At 24.6% G+C, this 17,176-nt stretch carries 13 protein-coding genes and 3 tRNA genes; 8 read left to right on the forward strand and 8 right to left on the reverse strand.

Features of this window, described 5'->3' with window-relative positions; all coding sequences use genetic code 11:
* The first annotated feature begins 864 nt into the window (after positions 1 to 864).
* The 3 genes from pgsA (at position 865) to nrdF (ending at position 4,001) form a co-directional block, all read left to right on the forward strand.
* A complete protein-coding gene (gene pgsA / locus OC705_RS01360) occupies positions 865 to 1,503 on the forward strand; it encodes a CDP-diacylglycerol--glycerol-3-phosphate 3-phosphatidyltransferase (protein WP_304512557.1) in 639 nt (212 codons plus the stop codon).
* A gap of 71 nt (positions 1,504 to 1,574) precedes the next feature.
* Positions 1,575 to 2,591, forward strand: coding sequence for a recombinase RecA (gene recA, locus OC705_RS01365; RefSeq protein ID WP_304512558.1), 1,017 nt, complete (start codon positions 1,575 to 1,577; stop codon positions 2,589 to 2,591).
* Positions 2,592 to 2,972: 381 nt separating this feature from the next.
* The gene (gene nrdF, locus OC705_RS01370) at positions 2,973 to 4,001 is read left to right on the forward strand and encodes a class 1b ribonucleoside-diphosphate reductase subunit beta (RefSeq protein WP_304512560.1); all 1,029 of its coding nucleotides are present in this window, start codon (positions 2,973 to 2,975) and stop codon (positions 3,999 to 4,001) included.
* Positions 4,002 to 4,170: 169 nt separating this feature from the next.
* On the opposite strand, the gene OC705_RS01375 is transcribed toward nrdF, so the two are convergent.
* The 5 genes from OC705_RS01375 to OC705_RS01395 form a co-directional block, all read right to left on the reverse strand.
* Positions 4,171 to 4,245, reverse strand: a tRNA-Trp gene (locus OC705_RS01375).
* A 944-nt stretch (positions 4,246 to 5,189) separates the two neighbouring features.
* A tRNA-Gln gene (locus OC705_RS01380) sits at positions 5,190 to 5,264 on the reverse strand.
* 51 nt (positions 5,265 to 5,315) lie between these two features.
* A tRNA-His gene (locus OC705_RS01385) sits at positions 5,316 to 5,391 on the reverse strand.
* Positions 5,392 to 5,511: 120 nt separating this feature from the next.
* Positions 5,512 to 6,375, reverse strand: a complete 864-nt coding sequence (locus OC705_RS01390) for a hypothetical protein (protein ID WP_304512561.1) — start codon at positions 6,373 to 6,375, stop codon at positions 5,512 to 5,514.
* Positions 6,376 to 6,629: 254 nt separating this feature from the next.
* A complete protein-coding gene (locus tag OC705_RS01395) occupies positions 6,630 to 7,172 on the reverse strand; it encodes a hypothetical protein (protein WP_304512563.1) in 543 nt (180 codons plus the stop codon).
* 661 nt (positions 7,173 to 7,833) lie between these two features.
* Here OC705_RS01395 and gyrB point away from each other — a divergent pair.
* The 5 genes from gyrB to tsaD all read left to right on the forward strand — a co-directional run bounded on the left by gyrB (position 7,834) and on the right by tsaD (position 15,250).
* Positions 7,834 to 9,780, forward strand: coding sequence for a DNA topoisomerase (ATP-hydrolyzing) subunit B (gyrB, locus tag OC705_RS01400; protein WP_304512564.1), 1,947 nt, complete (start codon positions 7,834 to 7,836; stop codon positions 9,778 to 9,780).
* Positions 9,781 to 9,862: 82 nt separating this feature from the next.
* Complete coding sequence (gyrA, locus tag OC705_RS01405; RefSeq protein WP_304512565.1) at positions 9,863 to 12,397, forward strand: DNA gyrase subunit A; 2,535 nt, start codon at positions 9,863 to 9,865, stop codon at positions 12,395 to 12,397.
* 194 nt (positions 12,398 to 12,591) lie between these two features.
* Positions 12,592 to 13,056: a tRNA (adenosine(37)-N6)-threonylcarbamoyltransferase complex ATPase subunit type 1 TsaE gene (tsaE, locus tag OC705_RS01410; RefSeq protein ID WP_304512566.1), complete on the forward strand. Its 465-nt coding sequence runs from the start codon at positions 12,592 to 12,594 to the stop codon at positions 13,054 to 13,056.
* 11 nt (positions 13,057 to 13,067) lie between these two features.
* Entirely contained in the window at positions 13,068 to 13,667 is a 600-nt protein-coding gene (gene tsaB, locus OC705_RS01415; protein WP_304512568.1) for a tRNA (adenosine(37)-N6)-threonylcarbamoyltransferase complex dimerization subunit type 1 TsaB, read from the forward strand.
* A gap of 578 nt (positions 13,668 to 14,245) precedes the next feature.
* Positions 14,246 to 15,250: a tRNA (adenosine(37)-N6)-threonylcarbamoyltransferase complex transferase subunit TsaD gene (gene tsaD, locus OC705_RS01420; RefSeq protein ID WP_304512569.1), complete on the forward strand. Its 1,005-nt coding sequence runs from the start codon at positions 14,246 to 14,248 to the stop codon at positions 15,248 to 15,250.
* Between the two features lie 31 nt (positions 15,251 to 15,281).
* Here tsaD and OC705_RS01425 read toward each other — a convergent pair whose 3' ends face one another.
* From OC705_RS01425 to OC705_RS01435, 3 genes are all read right to left on the reverse strand, one after another.
* On the reverse strand, positions 15,282 to 15,437 hold the full coding sequence (locus OC705_RS01425) for a hypothetical protein (RefSeq protein ID WP_304514029.1): 156 nt from the start codon (positions 15,435 to 15,437) through the stop codon (positions 15,282 to 15,284).
* Positions 15,438 to 15,866: 429 nt separating this feature from the next.
* Positions 15,867 to 16,031, reverse strand: a complete 165-nt coding sequence (locus tag OC705_RS01430) for a hypothetical protein (RefSeq protein WP_304514030.1) — start codon at positions 16,029 to 16,031, stop codon at positions 15,867 to 15,869.
* Positions 15,988 to 16,206, reverse strand: a complete 219-nt coding sequence (locus tag OC705_RS01435) for a hypothetical protein (protein ID WP_304512707.1) — start codon at positions 16,204 to 16,206, stop codon at positions 15,988 to 15,990. Before OC705_RS01435 ends, OC705_RS01430 begins: the two co-directional genes overlap by 44 nt.
* Positions 16,207 to 17,176 lie beyond the last annotated feature (970 nt).

Raw genomic sequence — 17,176 nt, forward strand, 5'->3', positions numbered from 1 at the left:
ATCTCAAGGAATTTAGTATATTAAAACAATTAATATTTCAAAATATTCTCAAATTATTAACTATGATTTTTTGTTAATAAAATAAGATTAATAGTGGATAGATGCGAATTATGTCTAATAAATAAACCAAATTCTTCCTCATTAAAAATTAATCAAATCCTAAGTGATACGAATTTGGTATAGAGTTATAGATAGAAATCCTTTTATTATTTAGGAATTCTCATTTAAAAAAGAACGAATCAACATATTAACAAGATATTTAATTAATGCAAGAAATATAGAATAATAAAAATAAAAAATTAACAAGTGGTAATGCCAAGTTCATTCTTCGAGAGAAGGTAAATTATTGAAATTCGGATATTTTAAAAATTGTTCTTCTAATTTAGAGGAAAAGGCGTTTTTACTAAATGTCAGAAAGACAAATTCTGAGATTAAAACTCAAATAATTTATTTATATGATATCTATGTTATAATTCATAAAAATGTAAAAATAAAATGTTTTTTAATTTTAGTAATCAAAAATTAAAAGTTTTGTGCATAAAAATATAAATTAGAATATTGCTTTGTATTTAATAAAAAATTTGCAATATTTTTGATAAAGTATTTTAAACAAAACTATGAAAAAATATGCAATTATAATTTAATTTGTAATAAAAATGAAATTTTTAATTTTTAATTATATTAAAAAAAGGAGAAATAACTATGTTTCTTGTGTTTTTTGTAAATAACATAAAAAAATAACTAATATTACGATAAATTTACTATTCATTGGAGATAAATAGTTCAAGATATAAAATATAATTAATTATGAAAATTTTTATTTTTGAATTATTTATTTTGTCTCCTCAGAAAGATGATTAGAATATGAAAAATATAATTAAAAAAACAGCTAATTTATTAACAATATTTCGTATTTTTTTAGTTTTTTGTATGTTACCTTTTTTATATTTAAAATTATTAAAACATGAAATAGAAATTTTTAAAAATTATTTTAATATTATTTTTATAATAGCGTCTATAACTGATTATTTAGATGGGTTTATTGCAAGAAAATTTTGTCAAACAACTATTTTTGGTAAATTTTTTGATCCTATAGCTGATAAATTATTGGTTATTATTTCTTCATTTTATTTACTTATTTTATGCCAAAATAATCATTTATTACATCAAGATAATGAAAAAATTGTTAATTATGTTGTTAGTTTTTTGATAGTTACTATTATAAGAGATTTTATTGTTATGGGAATTCGACTATTAGCTTTTGAAAAAAAACATATTATTACTTCTTCTTTTGGCGGTAAATTAAAAACTTTTTTAAATTTTATTTCTATTATTATAATGCTTTTATCTGCTCAATTAGAACATATTTTGTATCAATTATTTCCAGAATATAATCTAAAAATGTATTTTATTATTAATATTATTTTAGTATTAAATATTTTTATCATTATTACTTCTGGTATAGATTATATTTTAAAAAATTTTAAATTAATTTATTTTTAAATTATTATAAATTTTATCTTTTTTATAATTATGATTAATTTTAGTAAAATTATATAAGAGGTGTTTAATAAATGAGTAAAGAAATATTTAAAAAACCTCCTTTAACAGAAACTATTAGCGAAATAGAAAAACTGTTCGGAAAAGGCAGCATTATGAAGATGAATTCCGATAAAGTAGAACCTATAGAATCTATTTCAACTGGTTCTTTAGGATTGGATATAGCTTTGTCTATTGGGGGTTTACCGAAAGGTAGGATTATAGAGATTTTCGGACCTGAAAGTGCTGGTAAAACTACTTTAGCTTTGCATGTGATAGCAGAAGCTCAAAAATCTGGAGGTCTTGTTGCTTTTATAGATGCTGAGAATTCTTTAGATATTAATTATGCAAAAAATATAGGAGTAGATGTAGATAACATGTTAATATCACAACCTGATTCCGGAGAAAATGCTTTAAATATTGCTAATTTTTTGATACAAAAAAATGTTGTTGATTTGGTAGTAGTAGATTCTGTAGCTGCTTTGGCTCCTTTGGCAGAATTAAACGGTGAAGTTGGTGATTCTTATGTAGGTATACATGCTCGAATGATGAATCAAGCTTTAAGAAAACAAAGTTATATTGTTTCTAAATCAAATTCTATTTTGATTTATATTAATCAGTTAAGAGAAAAAGTAGGAATTACTTTTGGTAATAATGAAATCACTCCCGGGGGAAAAGGTTTAAAATTTTTCACATCTGTTAGGTTAGATGTTCGAAAAACCTCAGAATTAATTAAAGATAATGATCAGGTTATTGGAGTAAAAACTAATGTTCGTATTGTTAAATCTAAAGTTTGTCCCCCTTATAAAACTGTAAGTTTTGATATTTTATATGGTAAAGGAATTTCTAAAATTAGTGAAATTTTAGATTTAGCAGTAAGTTTAAATTTAATCAAAAAAAATGGTATGTGGTATAGTTATAATGAAAAACAAATTGGTCAAGGTAGAGAAAAAGCTCGAGAATTTTTGATGAAAAATTCAGATATTGCAAATAAATTAGAATTATCTATTCGTCAATATTATAATTTGAATGCGGATACCAAAGAGGTCTAAATATCGTGTGATTTTACCAATCACCAGTGCGATAAAACCCTGTAAGGCTAAGAATGGTTCTTAAAAGGAAACTCTCAAGAATTATAGCAGTTATTAAAAGCGAGTTGCGACGAAGTATTTAATCAAAATGATGTCTCCACCGAATGGTTCTAAGGATAATCCGGAAATGATCTAAGAAGCTAATTAGAGTTAATAAACTAATCTGTTTCTACAACTTATACTTATAAACGATTATTTTGAAGGATATCGATATTAATTAAAAATAATTTATAAATAATGTTTAAATTTTTAGAATTATATAATTATAAAAAGCAATTAGATTTGCTTTGAATTTTTTTAAATTTTAATAATTTTTAAAAAAGATAGGAATGAATTTAATATATGGATTTAAAAAAAATAACTTATCAAGGTGCTAATTGGAATAATTTAGAGGATGAATTTACACATCATTTTTATGAACAAAATTTAAGTCAATTTTGGCGTCCAGAAGATATTAGTTTACAAAGTGATTTGCATATTTGGAACACTTTATCTCCCGAAGAACAACAAACTTATTCTCGTAATTTGTTAGTTTTAACTTTTTTAGATACTTATCAAGGAGATATCGGCATGCCTGTTTTAGTTAGAGCTTGTTTACCTGAAGAGCATCAAAAAAAAGCTACTCTTAGTTTTATGGGAGCTATGGAAAATGCTGTTCATGCCAAAAGTTATTCTAATATTTTCATGACTTTTTTGAATAAAAATGAAATTGATGAATTATTTTCTTGGGGTATAAAACAAAAAAATTTACAGAATATTTTAAATTTAATTATTAATGTTTATGAAATGCTAGATCAAAAAATAGTTATTAATAAAAATAATTTTGTTTATTATAATAGTTATGAATTTTGCCAAATAAAATGGAAAGCTATGGTAGCTTCAGTCTTTTTAGAGACTTGGTTATTTTATAGTGGTTTTTATTATCCTTTGTATTTTTATGGACAAGGTAAATTAATGCAAGCTGGAGAGATAATTAATTTAATTATTCGTGATGAAAGTGTTCATGGAGTTTATACTGGCAGATTAGCTAAACATTTATATTCTACTTTTAACATAGAACAAAAAAACAGTTTATATAATTGGTTGAAAAATTTTTTATTTCAATTATATCAAGAACAAAAATTATTAACTTCAGAAATTTATCAAGAAAAAACTTTAATAGATGATGTTAATAAATTTGTACGTTATAACGCTAATAAAGCTTTATTAAATTTAGGATTTGAACAATTCTTTCCTTATGAAGAAATTAATCCTGTTATTTTAAATGGATTAAATACAGAAACTAAAACAATGGATTATTTTTCTATGAAAGGTAATGGTTATCAAAAAATGAAAACCGAAAGTTTAAAAGATGAAGATTTTATTTTTTGATTTTGTCAAAAATATGAGTTTTTAATTTAAATAAATTTCTCAAGATTTCAAAAAAATCAAAATAACTAAATAATTAAAAAAAAGAAGGCTATATAAAGCCTTCTTTTTTATTTAACAATAGTAAATGTTATTTAAGTTAAATTTTTTTTCAATATTTTGATATTTAATTTGGCAGGGATATCAGGATTCGAACCCGAACTCATGGTTTTGGAGACCATTATGCTACCATTAACATCATATCCCTAAATAAAATATTTGGTACGGGTGACAGGACTCGAACCTGCAAGCTAAAGCGCTAGAATATGGATAGAAAACCTTTATTATATTTGGTTAGCCCCCATCCAAACCGGACAGGCATGTTTCCACGCATCCGGCTTTCCGAATTCAACATAATAAAATTGTTTTATTTGTTTAGATTCAAAAAATATATTTTTTTATTTAATTTATATTGCGCATTTATAAATTGTTTTATAAAAAAACAAAAAAATATTTTTATTATTTTTTAATCTTTCTGCTTCCCTTCGCCTTGTAAATAGTTTTCCTATTTTCCCTGAGAGGACAAAACCCTCCGACTACTATGTCAGCTCTGCAACCTTGATTAATTAATTTTAGGTTTTCCTAGGTAGCTATAAATTCTCGGCTTAATGATAAATAGCGGTTGGAGTCTTATAATAGGTAAAAATAATTAAATTTACCTTGGTGTAGATAATTGAATAAATATTTTATTCTTTATTGGTAATTATAATTACTTTAGGATCTTTTTAGTAATTATTTCATTATCTATTTAGGTATTTTGGAATATATCGTTTAACCTTCCCTAAAGCTTTAGAACTAGAAGCCACCATTCTTTGCTCTTCATTTAATTATATATTCAACCTTATTTTATCTTCTTCTTATGTTTAGTTTAATTTTTAATAAATATTAAAAGTTAACGATTTTATTTTTATACTAAACATTTTATGAATATGCTATTTTCCCTTGCATTCTTTCGAATTCAGGTTAATTCATTGAAGTACTTTTATTACCATAAAAGTGAGGGGCCTAAAAAAACCTCTTTAATTTATGCTCGAACTAGCGCCCTCCTAAGTCTAGTGCGTTTACCAATTTCGCCACACCCGCAATATGACAAATTTATTTTTTTTAAACAAAATTAACAAATTTAATAATTTTTATTAAAAATAAAAATTATGGCAGGCCCAGCTGGATTTGAACCAACGAATGACGGAGTCAAAGTCCGTTGCCTTACCACTTGGCTATGGGCCTTCGATATAAAAAAAATAAAATTAATTTGATTAATTTTGATTTCATTAAATTTGGGGCGGATGATGGGGATCGAACCCACGAGTGTCGGCGCCACAAGCCGATGCGTTAACCATTTCGCCACAACCGCCACAAAATATTATTAAATTTTTTATTCGAAATATAAAATAATTTAATAACATTACATATTATACATGATTATAATAAAAAAATATATTCAATGTTAATGAAAATAAAAATAAATTTAAAATTATTGTTTTATTTGTTTAAATTGTTTTTGTTTTTCTATTAATAACGATTTAACAAATATTAAATCTTTGGGATCTATGTATAAAGCTTTATTTTTGGAGTCATAATAAGAATGGGATACATTGGAAAAGTTATTATAATTTTCTATAGGCATATTATTTAACATAAACAATTGTATTTCAGCAAAATTTTCCATTTTATCGAAAATTTTTTTTAAACTTTCTGGTATTTGTTTTTTAAGTGCTTCATCGATAAATGTTAAATCTATATTTTCTAATACATTTTGAGATAAATCTTTATTATTTCCTAAATTATTATTTGTTAAATCTTTTTTTATTGATGCATTTTCATGATAAATTTTTGATTCTGCATTAATTTTTAATAATTCTGTTTCTAAATTTTTTATCTGTTGTTTAAGCATTTCTTGTTCGAAATAATTTTTTTGTTGTTGTAATTCTATTTTAGTTTCCATTTTATATTGATTTAATTCAAGACGAAAAGCTTGTTCTTTATGTTTGTTTTCGTTTTCTTTTTGATTAATTTCTAACATTTTCAATTCTATTAACGTTAAATTTTTATCTTGATATAATTCATTTGGTAATTGATTTTTTATAGAAAATTTAGGAACTTCTATCTTTTTGTTTAATTCTGGATTTTGATTATCTTTATTTTTGTATTCTTGGATATTAAAAATAAAATTAAAATTTAATAATAAAATGCGATATATAAAAGTTAAAACTTTTCTTAATACTATCTTAATAATTTCCGAAAACATAAAAATACTTAAGAAATATATCCACCAATAATTTTCAAAAGGAAATCGATTTAACCATTCTTTAATATTTATCATCATATTTATTATCAAATTATTGACACAACCTTCTGTATAATCATTGTTTTTTACAATGTTATCTCAAATTTAATTTTTATTATGCAAAAATAAAGAAGTAATTTATTGAAAACTTTATTATTTGATAATATCAAAATTAAATTAATCAAAAAATTTTTTAATTTAATTAAAATAATTTTGCAATATAAAATATTATTTTTATTTTACGATAATAATGTGGATTGAGTTAACTTTATTTTGATAATATCTATTAATTTTATTAATTTATTTTATTTATTTCTACTATTTATAACAAATACCTTTCGTTGATTATTGGAGTTTTCTGGATTATTTGAATTTTCTTTGAATTGTATTTTTGCTATTCTTGCCTGAAGATTATTTAAGTCTACATTTATAATGTTTAAATTAGTGACATAACCATCTTTTGTTAAAATACATTTTGCCTTTTTATTTTCGAACTCTTTCATATTCTCTTGAATGCTTTGGAATTTGATTCGAATCATTAATAAGTCGCTTGTATCCGGGTTATAAACATCTTTATTACTTATGTTAATGAGGTTTTCAATATGTTTTCCGTATTCACTTATTTTTGCTTGTATACTTTGTTCTGTTATTACTTCTTGATATTTTGTTTTTTTTGCTTTGGCTTGAGAAAAAAAGGACCAATCAATACCAAAAAAAGCTGCTTTAACATTACTTAATTTGGAATGAGATAAATTACCTTGTTTATTTATACATAAACCGTAAAAATTAACTATTAAAAGATTTAGCAAAAAAAATATAATTAATTTTAATTGGATTTGTTTAAGCATTTTCGCTCCCTCAATTATTTAAATAAAATGCAAAAATTATATGTTCTTTTATTAAAAAAAATCATAAATTTTATATAAATATTTTAACATTTTTCCAATAATGTTTCAATATTTTAGGATCTTTTGATAAAAATATGAATATGTATCGAAAATTAAAATTGGGTTTTAAAAAAATTATGTATTTTATTATTATTAAGTTTGGATATAAATTTTAAAAATGCATTTCACAATTATATTTTATTTAATATAAATCTATAAAATTTAAATTTTTAAAAAAATTTTAAAAAATATTTTTTCAGAGTTGTAAAGTTGACAGAAATAAGTTATATTTGCTTTAATAAGTTTTTTATTCGTTATGTGTTATAATTATTAACACATTTTTTTAATTTAAAAAATTCAAATATTAAAATTAATAAAATAATTTATTATTTATTTTTTATTTATTATTATTTTTGTGAATTTTGGTTTTGTTTTATATATTGTTTTCGAAAGGATTATTCGTTAGATTGGTTGGTTTTATACAAACTTAATTATGGATTATTAATAAAATGTCTAAATTATGAAATTAAGAACAAATAAAAAATAAACATTTTGAATTTATATATTGTTTCATTTGATTAAAGTATTATCGATTATAAGGGAGAAAATTAAATTTCATAAAATGAGCAACAATGATAAAAAAAATAAAGAAAATATAAATGAATATAGTGCTTCTAGTATTGAGATTTTAGAAGGTTTAGAAGCTGTTCGTAAAAAGCCAGGAATGTATATTGATTCTGTTACTATGAAAGGAGCATATCATTTAATTTGGGAAATTATAGATAATTCTATAGATGAAGCTTTAGCGGGATATGCTACAGAAATTATTTTAAAAATTTTCCCTAATAATGTAGTTAGTATTTCTGATGATGGTAGAGGTATTCCTGTAGATATTCATCCTAAAACTAAAAAATCAGCTGTAGAAACTATTTTAACTACCTTGCATGCCGGTGGCAAATTTAAAAATACTCCAAATTCTAAAAATTATAGTTATTCGGGTGGTCAACATGGTGTAGGTGCTTCTGTAGTGAACGCTTTATCTCATTGGTTTACTGTTGAAATTTTTTTGAATGGCAAAATATATTATCAAAAATATGAAAAAGGTGTTCCTAATTCATCTTTACAAATTATAGGTGACACTGATAAAAGAGGAACTACTATTACATTTTTACCTGATGAAACTATTTTTAAAGATATTAAAGATACTCCTTATAGTTTGGATGTTTTAAAAAAACGAATACAACAATTATCTTTTTTAAATAAAAATGTTAAATTAATTATAGAAGATTTGCGTCTTCAACCGTCTCAAATTATTAATTTTTATTCAAAAGGCGGCATTCAAGAATATCTTCAATATTTAAATGAAAATAAAAAAGTTTTAAACCAACCTTTTTATCAAGAAAATTGCGAAAACAATATTTTTTTAGAAATTGCTTTCCAATATAATGAGAATTATAGCTCTAATATTTATTCTTTTGTAAATAATATACATACGCACGAAGGCGGAACTCATGAAGAAGGTTTTAAAATGGCTTTGAACAGGGTTTTATCTAAATATGCTAAAGATAAAAATCTATTAAAAAAAGATTTGAGTTTTATTGGCGAAGATACTTTAGAAGGAATTACAGCTATTATTGCTTTAAAACATTATGATCCTTTATTCGAGGGCCAAACCAAAGCTAGATTAGGTAATTATGATATGAGACAATTTGTTTCTAAAAATTTCGGCCTTGCTTTGGAAAATTATTTATTAGAAAATCCGCAAGAAGCTAAAAAAATAATCGATAAATGTTTATTAGCGGCTAAAGCAAGATTGGCAGCTAAAAAAGCTCGTGAAATTACTAGAAAAAAATCGCCCTTAGATAACTTAAGTTTTGCTTCAAAATTAGCTGATTGTCGCACTAAAGATCCTGCTTTAGCAGAATTATATATTGTTGAAGGAGATTCTGCAGGAGGTTCTGCTAAACAAGGACGAGATTCTGCTTTTCAAGCTATTTTACCTTTAAGGGGTAAAATTATTAATGTTGAAAAAGCTCGATTAAATAAAATTTTAGTTAATAACGAAATTCTCTCTTTAATTCAATCTTTTGGTACAGGATTTGATAAGGAATTTAATATTTCCAAAGTGCGTTATCATAAAATTATTATTATGACAGATGCTGATGTTGACGGCGCTCATATAAGAACTTTATTATTAACTTTTTTGTTTAGACAATTTAGACCTTTAATTGAAAATAATTATATTTATTTTGCTCAACCACCTTTATATAAGGTACAAAAGAATAAACAAATTTTTTACTTTTATACAGAACAAGATTTAAAAAATTTTATAAATTATAAACATGATGCTAAAAACATCGTTATCCAAAGATATAAAGGATTGGGAGAGATGAATGCGGAACAACTTTGGGAAACCACTATGGATCCCGAAACTAGAACTTTATTACAAGTGAAATTAGAAGATGCAGTAGAGGCTGATAGAATTTTTACTATGTTAATGGGCGAAGAGGTTAGTAATAGAAAAAATTTTATTCAAGAAAACGCTACTTACGCTGATATAGATATTTAACTTGTAATTATAATAATTTATTTAGTTATTTAAAATGATAAAATCCAATAAAAACAAATTATTAATAAAAAAGGCATAAAATATGATATTAAAAAAAACAAAAAAAAATGATACTTTAAATGGAGAATATAATCCTTTGAACTCTCAACTTAATCGTGTGGAAATAGTAGATATAAATGAAGAAGTAAAAAAATCTTTTTTAAGTTATGCTATGAGTGTTATTGTTAGGAGAGCTCTTCCTGATATTAGAGATGGCATGAAACCTGTACAAAGACGGATTCTGTATATAATGAATGATTTAGGATTGGCTAATCAAGAACGTTTTAAAAAGGCTGCAGCTGTAGTTGGGGCTGTTATGGGCCGTTGTCATCCTCACGGAGATAACAGCATTTATGAAGCTATGGTTCGCATGGCACAGGATTTTAATTATCGTTATCCTTTAATCAAAGGACATGGTAATTTTGGCTCTATTGATGGAGATTCAGCAGCAGCTATGCGTTACACAGAAGCTAGAATGTCTAAAATAGCTATAGAATTGATTCGTAATATTGAACAAGAAACTGTTGATTTTATCGATACTTATGATGGTAATGAAAAAGAACCTACTGTTTTACCAACTTTGTTCCCTAATCTTCTAGTAAATGGTTCTACCGGAATTGCCGTAGGTATGGCTACTAATATACCTCCTCATAATTTTAAAGAAGTTATTAATGCTTTGATTGCTTTTATCAATGATAAGGATATAGAAGTTCAAGATTTAATGAAGTATATAAAAGGTCCGGATTTTCCTACAGGAGGCGAAATTTTAGGTTCTGATAATTTAAAAAATATTTATGATACCGGCAAAGGGCGTATTTTTATTAGATCTAAAGCGCAAATAATTCAAAATGATAAAAATAAAAATTCTATTGTTATTACCGAAATACCTTTTCAAATTAAAAAAAGCAGTTTAATTGAATCTATCGTTTTATTGGCTAAAGAAAAAATTATAGACGGAATTACAGATTTAAGGGATGAATCTAATCGCAAAGGTATCAAACTTGTTATTGATTTAAAAAGAGATGTTAATCCTCATGTAGTTCTGAATAATTTATATAAAAATTCTCAAGTACAAGTTTCTTTTAATTTTAACATGATTGCTTTGGTAAAAGGTGTTCCTAAATTAGTTAATTTAAGACAAATGTTAAAAGAGTTTTTTGATTTTCGTATTGATATTATTCAACGTCAAAAACAATTTGAATTATCTAAAGCTCTTAAAAAACAACATTTAGTAAAAGCTTTAATTATCGCTTTAAATGATATTGATCAAGTAATTGAATTGATTAAATCTTCATCTAATGCTAAATCGGCACAAATTCAATTAATGAAAAAATATCAATTAGATGAATCGCAGAGTAAAGTTATTTTAGAAATGAGTTTACAAAAAATTACTAATTTAGAAATAGAGAAAATTAAACAGGAAAATAAAGAATTATCATTAAAAATTTCAGAATGCGAAAATATTATTAATTCTATTCCTTTGAAAGAGCAAATTTTAAAAAAAGATTTATTAAATTTACAAAAAATTTTTCAAGACCCTCGTAGAACTATCATTAATACAGAAAATAATAATTTAGATATAGATGAATCATTATTAATTGAAAAAGAAAAAATTTTAATTACTATCACTCATAAAGGGTATATTAAACGTTTAAGTTTGGATACTTATAAAAAACAAAATAAAGGTGGTAGAGGTGTTATAGGCATTACTATGAATCAAGATGATTTTGTAGAACATTTCGCTATAACTTCCACACATGATTATCAATTATTTTTTACTAATAAAGGAAAAGTATATCAAATTAAAGGTTATGAAATAGCTTCTTATTCGCGTCATGCTAAAGGTATCCCTTTAGTTAATTTAATTCCTATGGCTAAAGGCGAGTTTTTAACTACTTTGACAAGTGTAACAGAATTTACTAATAATAAAGATTATTTGGTATTAGTTACTAAAAAAGGATTTATTAAAAGAAATCGTATTCAAGAATATGCTAATATTAGATCTAATGGTAAAATAGCTTTCGCTTTAAAAGAAGATGATGAAGTTTTAGCAGTATTGAAAACTTCTGGTAATCAAGATATTATTTTAGCTAATTCCGAAGGTAAATCTATTCGTTTAAAAGAAAATTCTATCAGAACTACTAATCGTAGAGGCACCGGAGTTATTGGTATGCGTATGGATCAAAATGAACAAATTGTAGGCGCAGCTGTTGTTTGTCATCCAGAACAAGATATTTTGGTAGTAACAGAATTTGGTTATGGAAAAAAAACTCAAGCAAGTTTTTATAAACCTCAAAAACGAGGAGGTAAAGGTGTTAAAACTTTAAAAATTACTGATAAAAAAGGGAAATTAGTAACTTTAAAAACTATTTTTCCAAATGAAGAATTAATTTTAATTTCTCATTTAGGTCAAGTTATTCGTATTGAAGCTAATAAAGTTTCGACCACTAAATCCAAAAATACTCAAGGGAATAGATTATTTAAATTAAAAGATGATGATAAATTAATTAGTGTTGTAGTAGTTCAAAAACAAGAAGATGTTCAAAAAATAGATGAAATATCTATAATTACTAATTAGCTTTATAACTGTTTAATCAATTAAGTTTTTATTTTATTAAAGAGATTAATACAAGTTTTTTAAAAAAATATAATATTATAAATTTAAAAAGTTATTTATACATTTTTATAAAGAAATTTTTTTAAAAAAATATAAATCTTATTCTTAAATTAATTTTAACAATATATTTCTGCAAATTACAAATGGAATTAAAAATGAAAATTATTTATAATAAAATATCTTCAAAATCAACACAAACTAAATCGGCTGGTATTTTTTTAGCTAAAACAATTTTATTTACAAATAAATATAAAAGAAAAAAAAATATTTTATTTATTCAAGGTTTAATGGGAATAGGTAAAACTATTTTTGTAAAAGGTTTTGCTCAAGAATTAAAAATTTTAACAATCAATAGCCCGAGTTTTAACTTATTTAAAATTTATAATTTTAATAATAATAAATTATTTCATATGGATCTTTTTCGTTTTGAAAATAATAGTAAATTAATTTTTTTATTAGAAGAAGTATTAGAATATTTAAGTTCAGGAGATATTCTTTTGATAGAATCGGTTTTTTTAAATAATGAAATTGAAAAATTATGTGATTTTAAAATTGAAATTAAATTTTTAAAAGATGATGACAGATTAATTACAATAGAAGAAAAAAATGTTGAACATTAATAAAAAAGATTATGACAAAAAAAATAGACAAATTTTTTAAAAAAAATATTTTAATTATAGATACTTCAACAGATATGCAAATAGTTATTTTAACTTGTGAACAGAATATTCTAGATATAAATATTAATATTAAAGCTAAAAGTTTTGTTTCTTGTATGATTCCATTAATTAATAATATTTTAAAAACTAATTCTATAGATTTATTTAATATACAAAAAATTATAGTAGGTTGTGGGCCTGGTTCTTATACTGGAACTAAAGTAGGTGTTTTAACCTCAAAATTATTAGCTTTAGAATTAAAAATTCCTTTATTTAAGATTAGTAGTTTATTATTGTTATCTAGTGGTTTTGATCAAAATTTTTTGACTCCCAAAATTAAAATTAATAAAGATTATTTTTATGCTCTTAGCTTTCAAAATAACAAAATTATTTTAAAAGAATCCAGATATTCTTCGGATTTTCTTGTTAATTATCAAAATCATATTTTATTAAGTTCTTTAAATTATAAAATTTCTTTGTGTAAAATATTTAATTATTTAAATATTGTTAATAATTTTCACAAATTATCTCCAAATTATTATTGTTTTAGTTGGGATACCAAAGAGATTTAAATATTCAGTTACTTTAAGAAATAAAAGTTTTTTTCTTGGGTATAAAGCGATTTTTTATTATTCGTAGTTGTAAAAATTATGAAGGGTAATTTACTTCCCTAATTAGTAAAGAAAATTTTTTTGACCTAAAGATATTGGGTCAAATTCGACCGCTTTTGATCGCTAATATCTTAAATTTGAGGAATCCAAGATATTTAAAATAAGAATTTCAAATATAGGAATAATTTCGCTATTTATTGGTTAAAAATTTAAAATTTATAGGAAAAATTAAAACATTATATATAAACCATAATAGTTTTTTAATTTTTTATTTTAATATTAATGTTTTTATTTAAAATTTGCATTAATATTATTATTTTCTTTATAAAGAAAATTAATTTGATTAAAAAATGGTTTTTTAAAATATATCAATATATTTTTAAAATAAAAATTAATAAAATTTCTCATTGTAAATTAAAGAAATAATTTTATATATAAATATAAATGTATATTTTTTTAAATACAATGAGATTCATTTATTTTTATTATTTATTAATAAATAAAAAAGTTTATAAAAAATATAAAAGGTTTTTTGAATTATGATTATTTTATCTATAGAAACTAGTTGTGATGAAACTAGCATTGCTATTACTCGAGACGGAAAAGAAGTATTAGCAAATGAAACTTTTTCACAAATTAAATATCATCAAAAGTATGGCGGTGTAGTTCCTGAAATAGCTTCACGTAAACATTTAGAGGTTATAACGTATCTTTTAGAACAAGCTTTTATTAAAACAAAAATTAAATCACAAGATATAGATTTAGTAGCTGTAACTCAAGGTCCAGGATTAATAGGATCGTTATTATTAGGGGTTAATACTGCCAATACTTGGTCTTATATTCATCAAAAACCTTTAATAGGTGTTAATCATTTAATAGGTCATATTTATTCTGTGCAAATAGAAAATGAAATAGAATTTCCCGCTTTAGCTTTAATTGTTTCAGGCGGACATACTGAATTGCTTTATTTAAATAATCACTTTGATATACGAAAGTTAGGGACTACTTTAGATGATGCTGTCGGTGAGGTTTATGATAAAATTGCTAAAAATTTAAATTTAAATTACCCTGGTGGTCCTATTATAGAAAAACTTGCTCTTCAAGGTGAAGCTGTTTTTCAGTTCACTTTGCCTTATGTTAAAAACAATAATCTAGATTTTAGTTTTTCAGGATTAAAAAGTCAAATTATTAATTTAATTAATAAAAATCGTCTTAATTTGTCAGATAAATTAATTTATGATATATGCGCTTCTTTTCAAAAAGTAATTATCGAAGTTTTATTAATTAAAATAAAAAGATCTTTAAAAAAATTTCCTACTAAAAATTTAATTTTAGTAGGAGGTGTAGCTTCTAATTTAAGTTTACAAAAAAAATTTTTGCAGGAGTTCTCTAATTTAAGATTATTGATTCCAAGTTTAAAGTTTTGTACAGATCAAGCCGCTATGATTGGTATTGCAGCTTATTATCAATATAAATTTCGAAAACCTCAAGAATTATATAATTATAATTTAACAGGATTAGCGGATTTAACCTCTTTTTTTTAAAAAATTTTAAAATTATTAATTAAATTTTTCATTAATCGAACAATATTAAAAAAAATATTTGGGTACATATTGATATATAGGGATAGATTATTTGCGTTTTATTAATAGGATTTGTTTTTCTATTAACTATTACAAATAGCCCCCCTCCAAACCGGACAAGCAAGTTTCCAAGCATCCGGCTTTCCATAATTTATCAATAAACAATAAATTACTGACTTCTTTCGCCCTATCAAGGTCGTTAACCTTGTTCCAGGGAGGACGATTCTCTTTATCATTCCAGATCAAGTTTTACTCCTCCGACTACTAAGAAGTCGCTTTATCCTTGGGCCTAATGACTTTAAACTCATTATTAGTTAATTTAATAACTGACCTTTAGGATTCTCCAAGTTACGCTAAATATCTACCTTGATTCCTTAGGTGAAGTAACCATTTTGTTAATGGTGAGATTCCAGGTTTGTTAATTGATAAACTATCCAATACGAATATCATATATTGATAGCCTCTGGATTGCTCGCTTATAGTAGTTTGCGAAACAGGTTTTACTATTACATCTACTTATCTTCTTAGGCCATTACAGGCTTATCCTTAGAACCATTTGGTGGCGGTATCTTCTTGACTAACTACTTCGTCGCAACCCGCTTTTAAGAACTGCTGTAATTCTTGAGAGTTTCCATTCAAGAACCGTTCTTAGCCTTACAGTGTTTATCGCACTGGTGATTGGTAAAATCACACGATATTTAGGCCTCTTTGGCGCCCAACCGAATAGGTTGATAATATGCAACCCACTCATTAGTACTATTCATTACTATAAAAGGTTTTTGAGTTATAATTTGTCTATGATCTAAATAAACACCATTTTTAATTAATTTAATTATATAATCGTTTAAAATTATTTTTTGACAATCATTAAATAAAATTTTAATATCCATTAAATTAGATAAAGAGATTTTATTCATTGAAGTAGCGTTTTTTACATCATAAAAACCAATTTTAGTTCTTTTTAATTTTTTTAATGATATGGATAGATTATTTGCGTTTTATTAATAGGATTTGTTTTTCTATTAACTATTACAAATAGCCCCCATCCAAACCGGACAAGCAAGTTTCCCAGCATCCGGCTTTCCATAATTTATCAATAAACAATAAATTACTGACTTCTTTCGCCCTATCAAGGTCGTTAACCTTGTTCCAGGGAGGACGATTCTCTTTATCATTCCAGATCAAGTTTTACTCCTCCGACTACTAAGAAGTCGCTTTATCCTTGGGCCTAATAACTTTAAACTCATTATTAGTTAATTTAATAACTGACCTTTAGGATTCTCCAAGTTACGCTAAATATCAACCTTGATTCCTTAGGTGAAGTAACCATTTTATTAATGGTGAGATTCCAGGTTTGTTAATTGATAAACTATCCAATAAATGGTGCAAATATTGATAGACTCGGGACTGCTCGGTTTCAGTAGTTTACGAGACAGGTTTAATATTACATCTACTTATCTTCTTAGGCCATTACAGGCTTATCCTTAGAACCATTTGGTGGCGGTATCTTCTTAACTAACTACTTCGTTGCAACCCGCTTTTAAGAACTGCTGTAATTCTTGAGAGTTTCCATTCAAGAACCGTTCTTAGCCTTACAGTGTTTATCGCACTGGTCATTGGTTAAATGACACGATATTTAGGCCTCTTTGGCGCCCCACCATAAGTATTCATGTTTTGTCCAATATCTCTGAATAGGGATAGATTATGTGCGTTTTAATAACTAAATTTATATTTCAGTTGTCTATTACAAATAGCCCCCCTCCAAACCGGACAAGCAAGTTTCCAAGCATCCGGCTTTCCATAATTTATCAATAAACAATAAATTACTGACTTCTTTCGCCCTATCAAGGTCGTTAACCTTGTTCCAGGGAGGACGATTCTCTTTAT

Origin of the sequence: Candidatus Phytoplasma fabacearum (assembly GCF_030586805.1) — a bacterium.
Lineage (GTDB): Bacteria > Bacillota_I > Bacilli_A > Acholeplasmatales > Acholeplasmataceae > Phytoplasma > Phytoplasma fabacearum.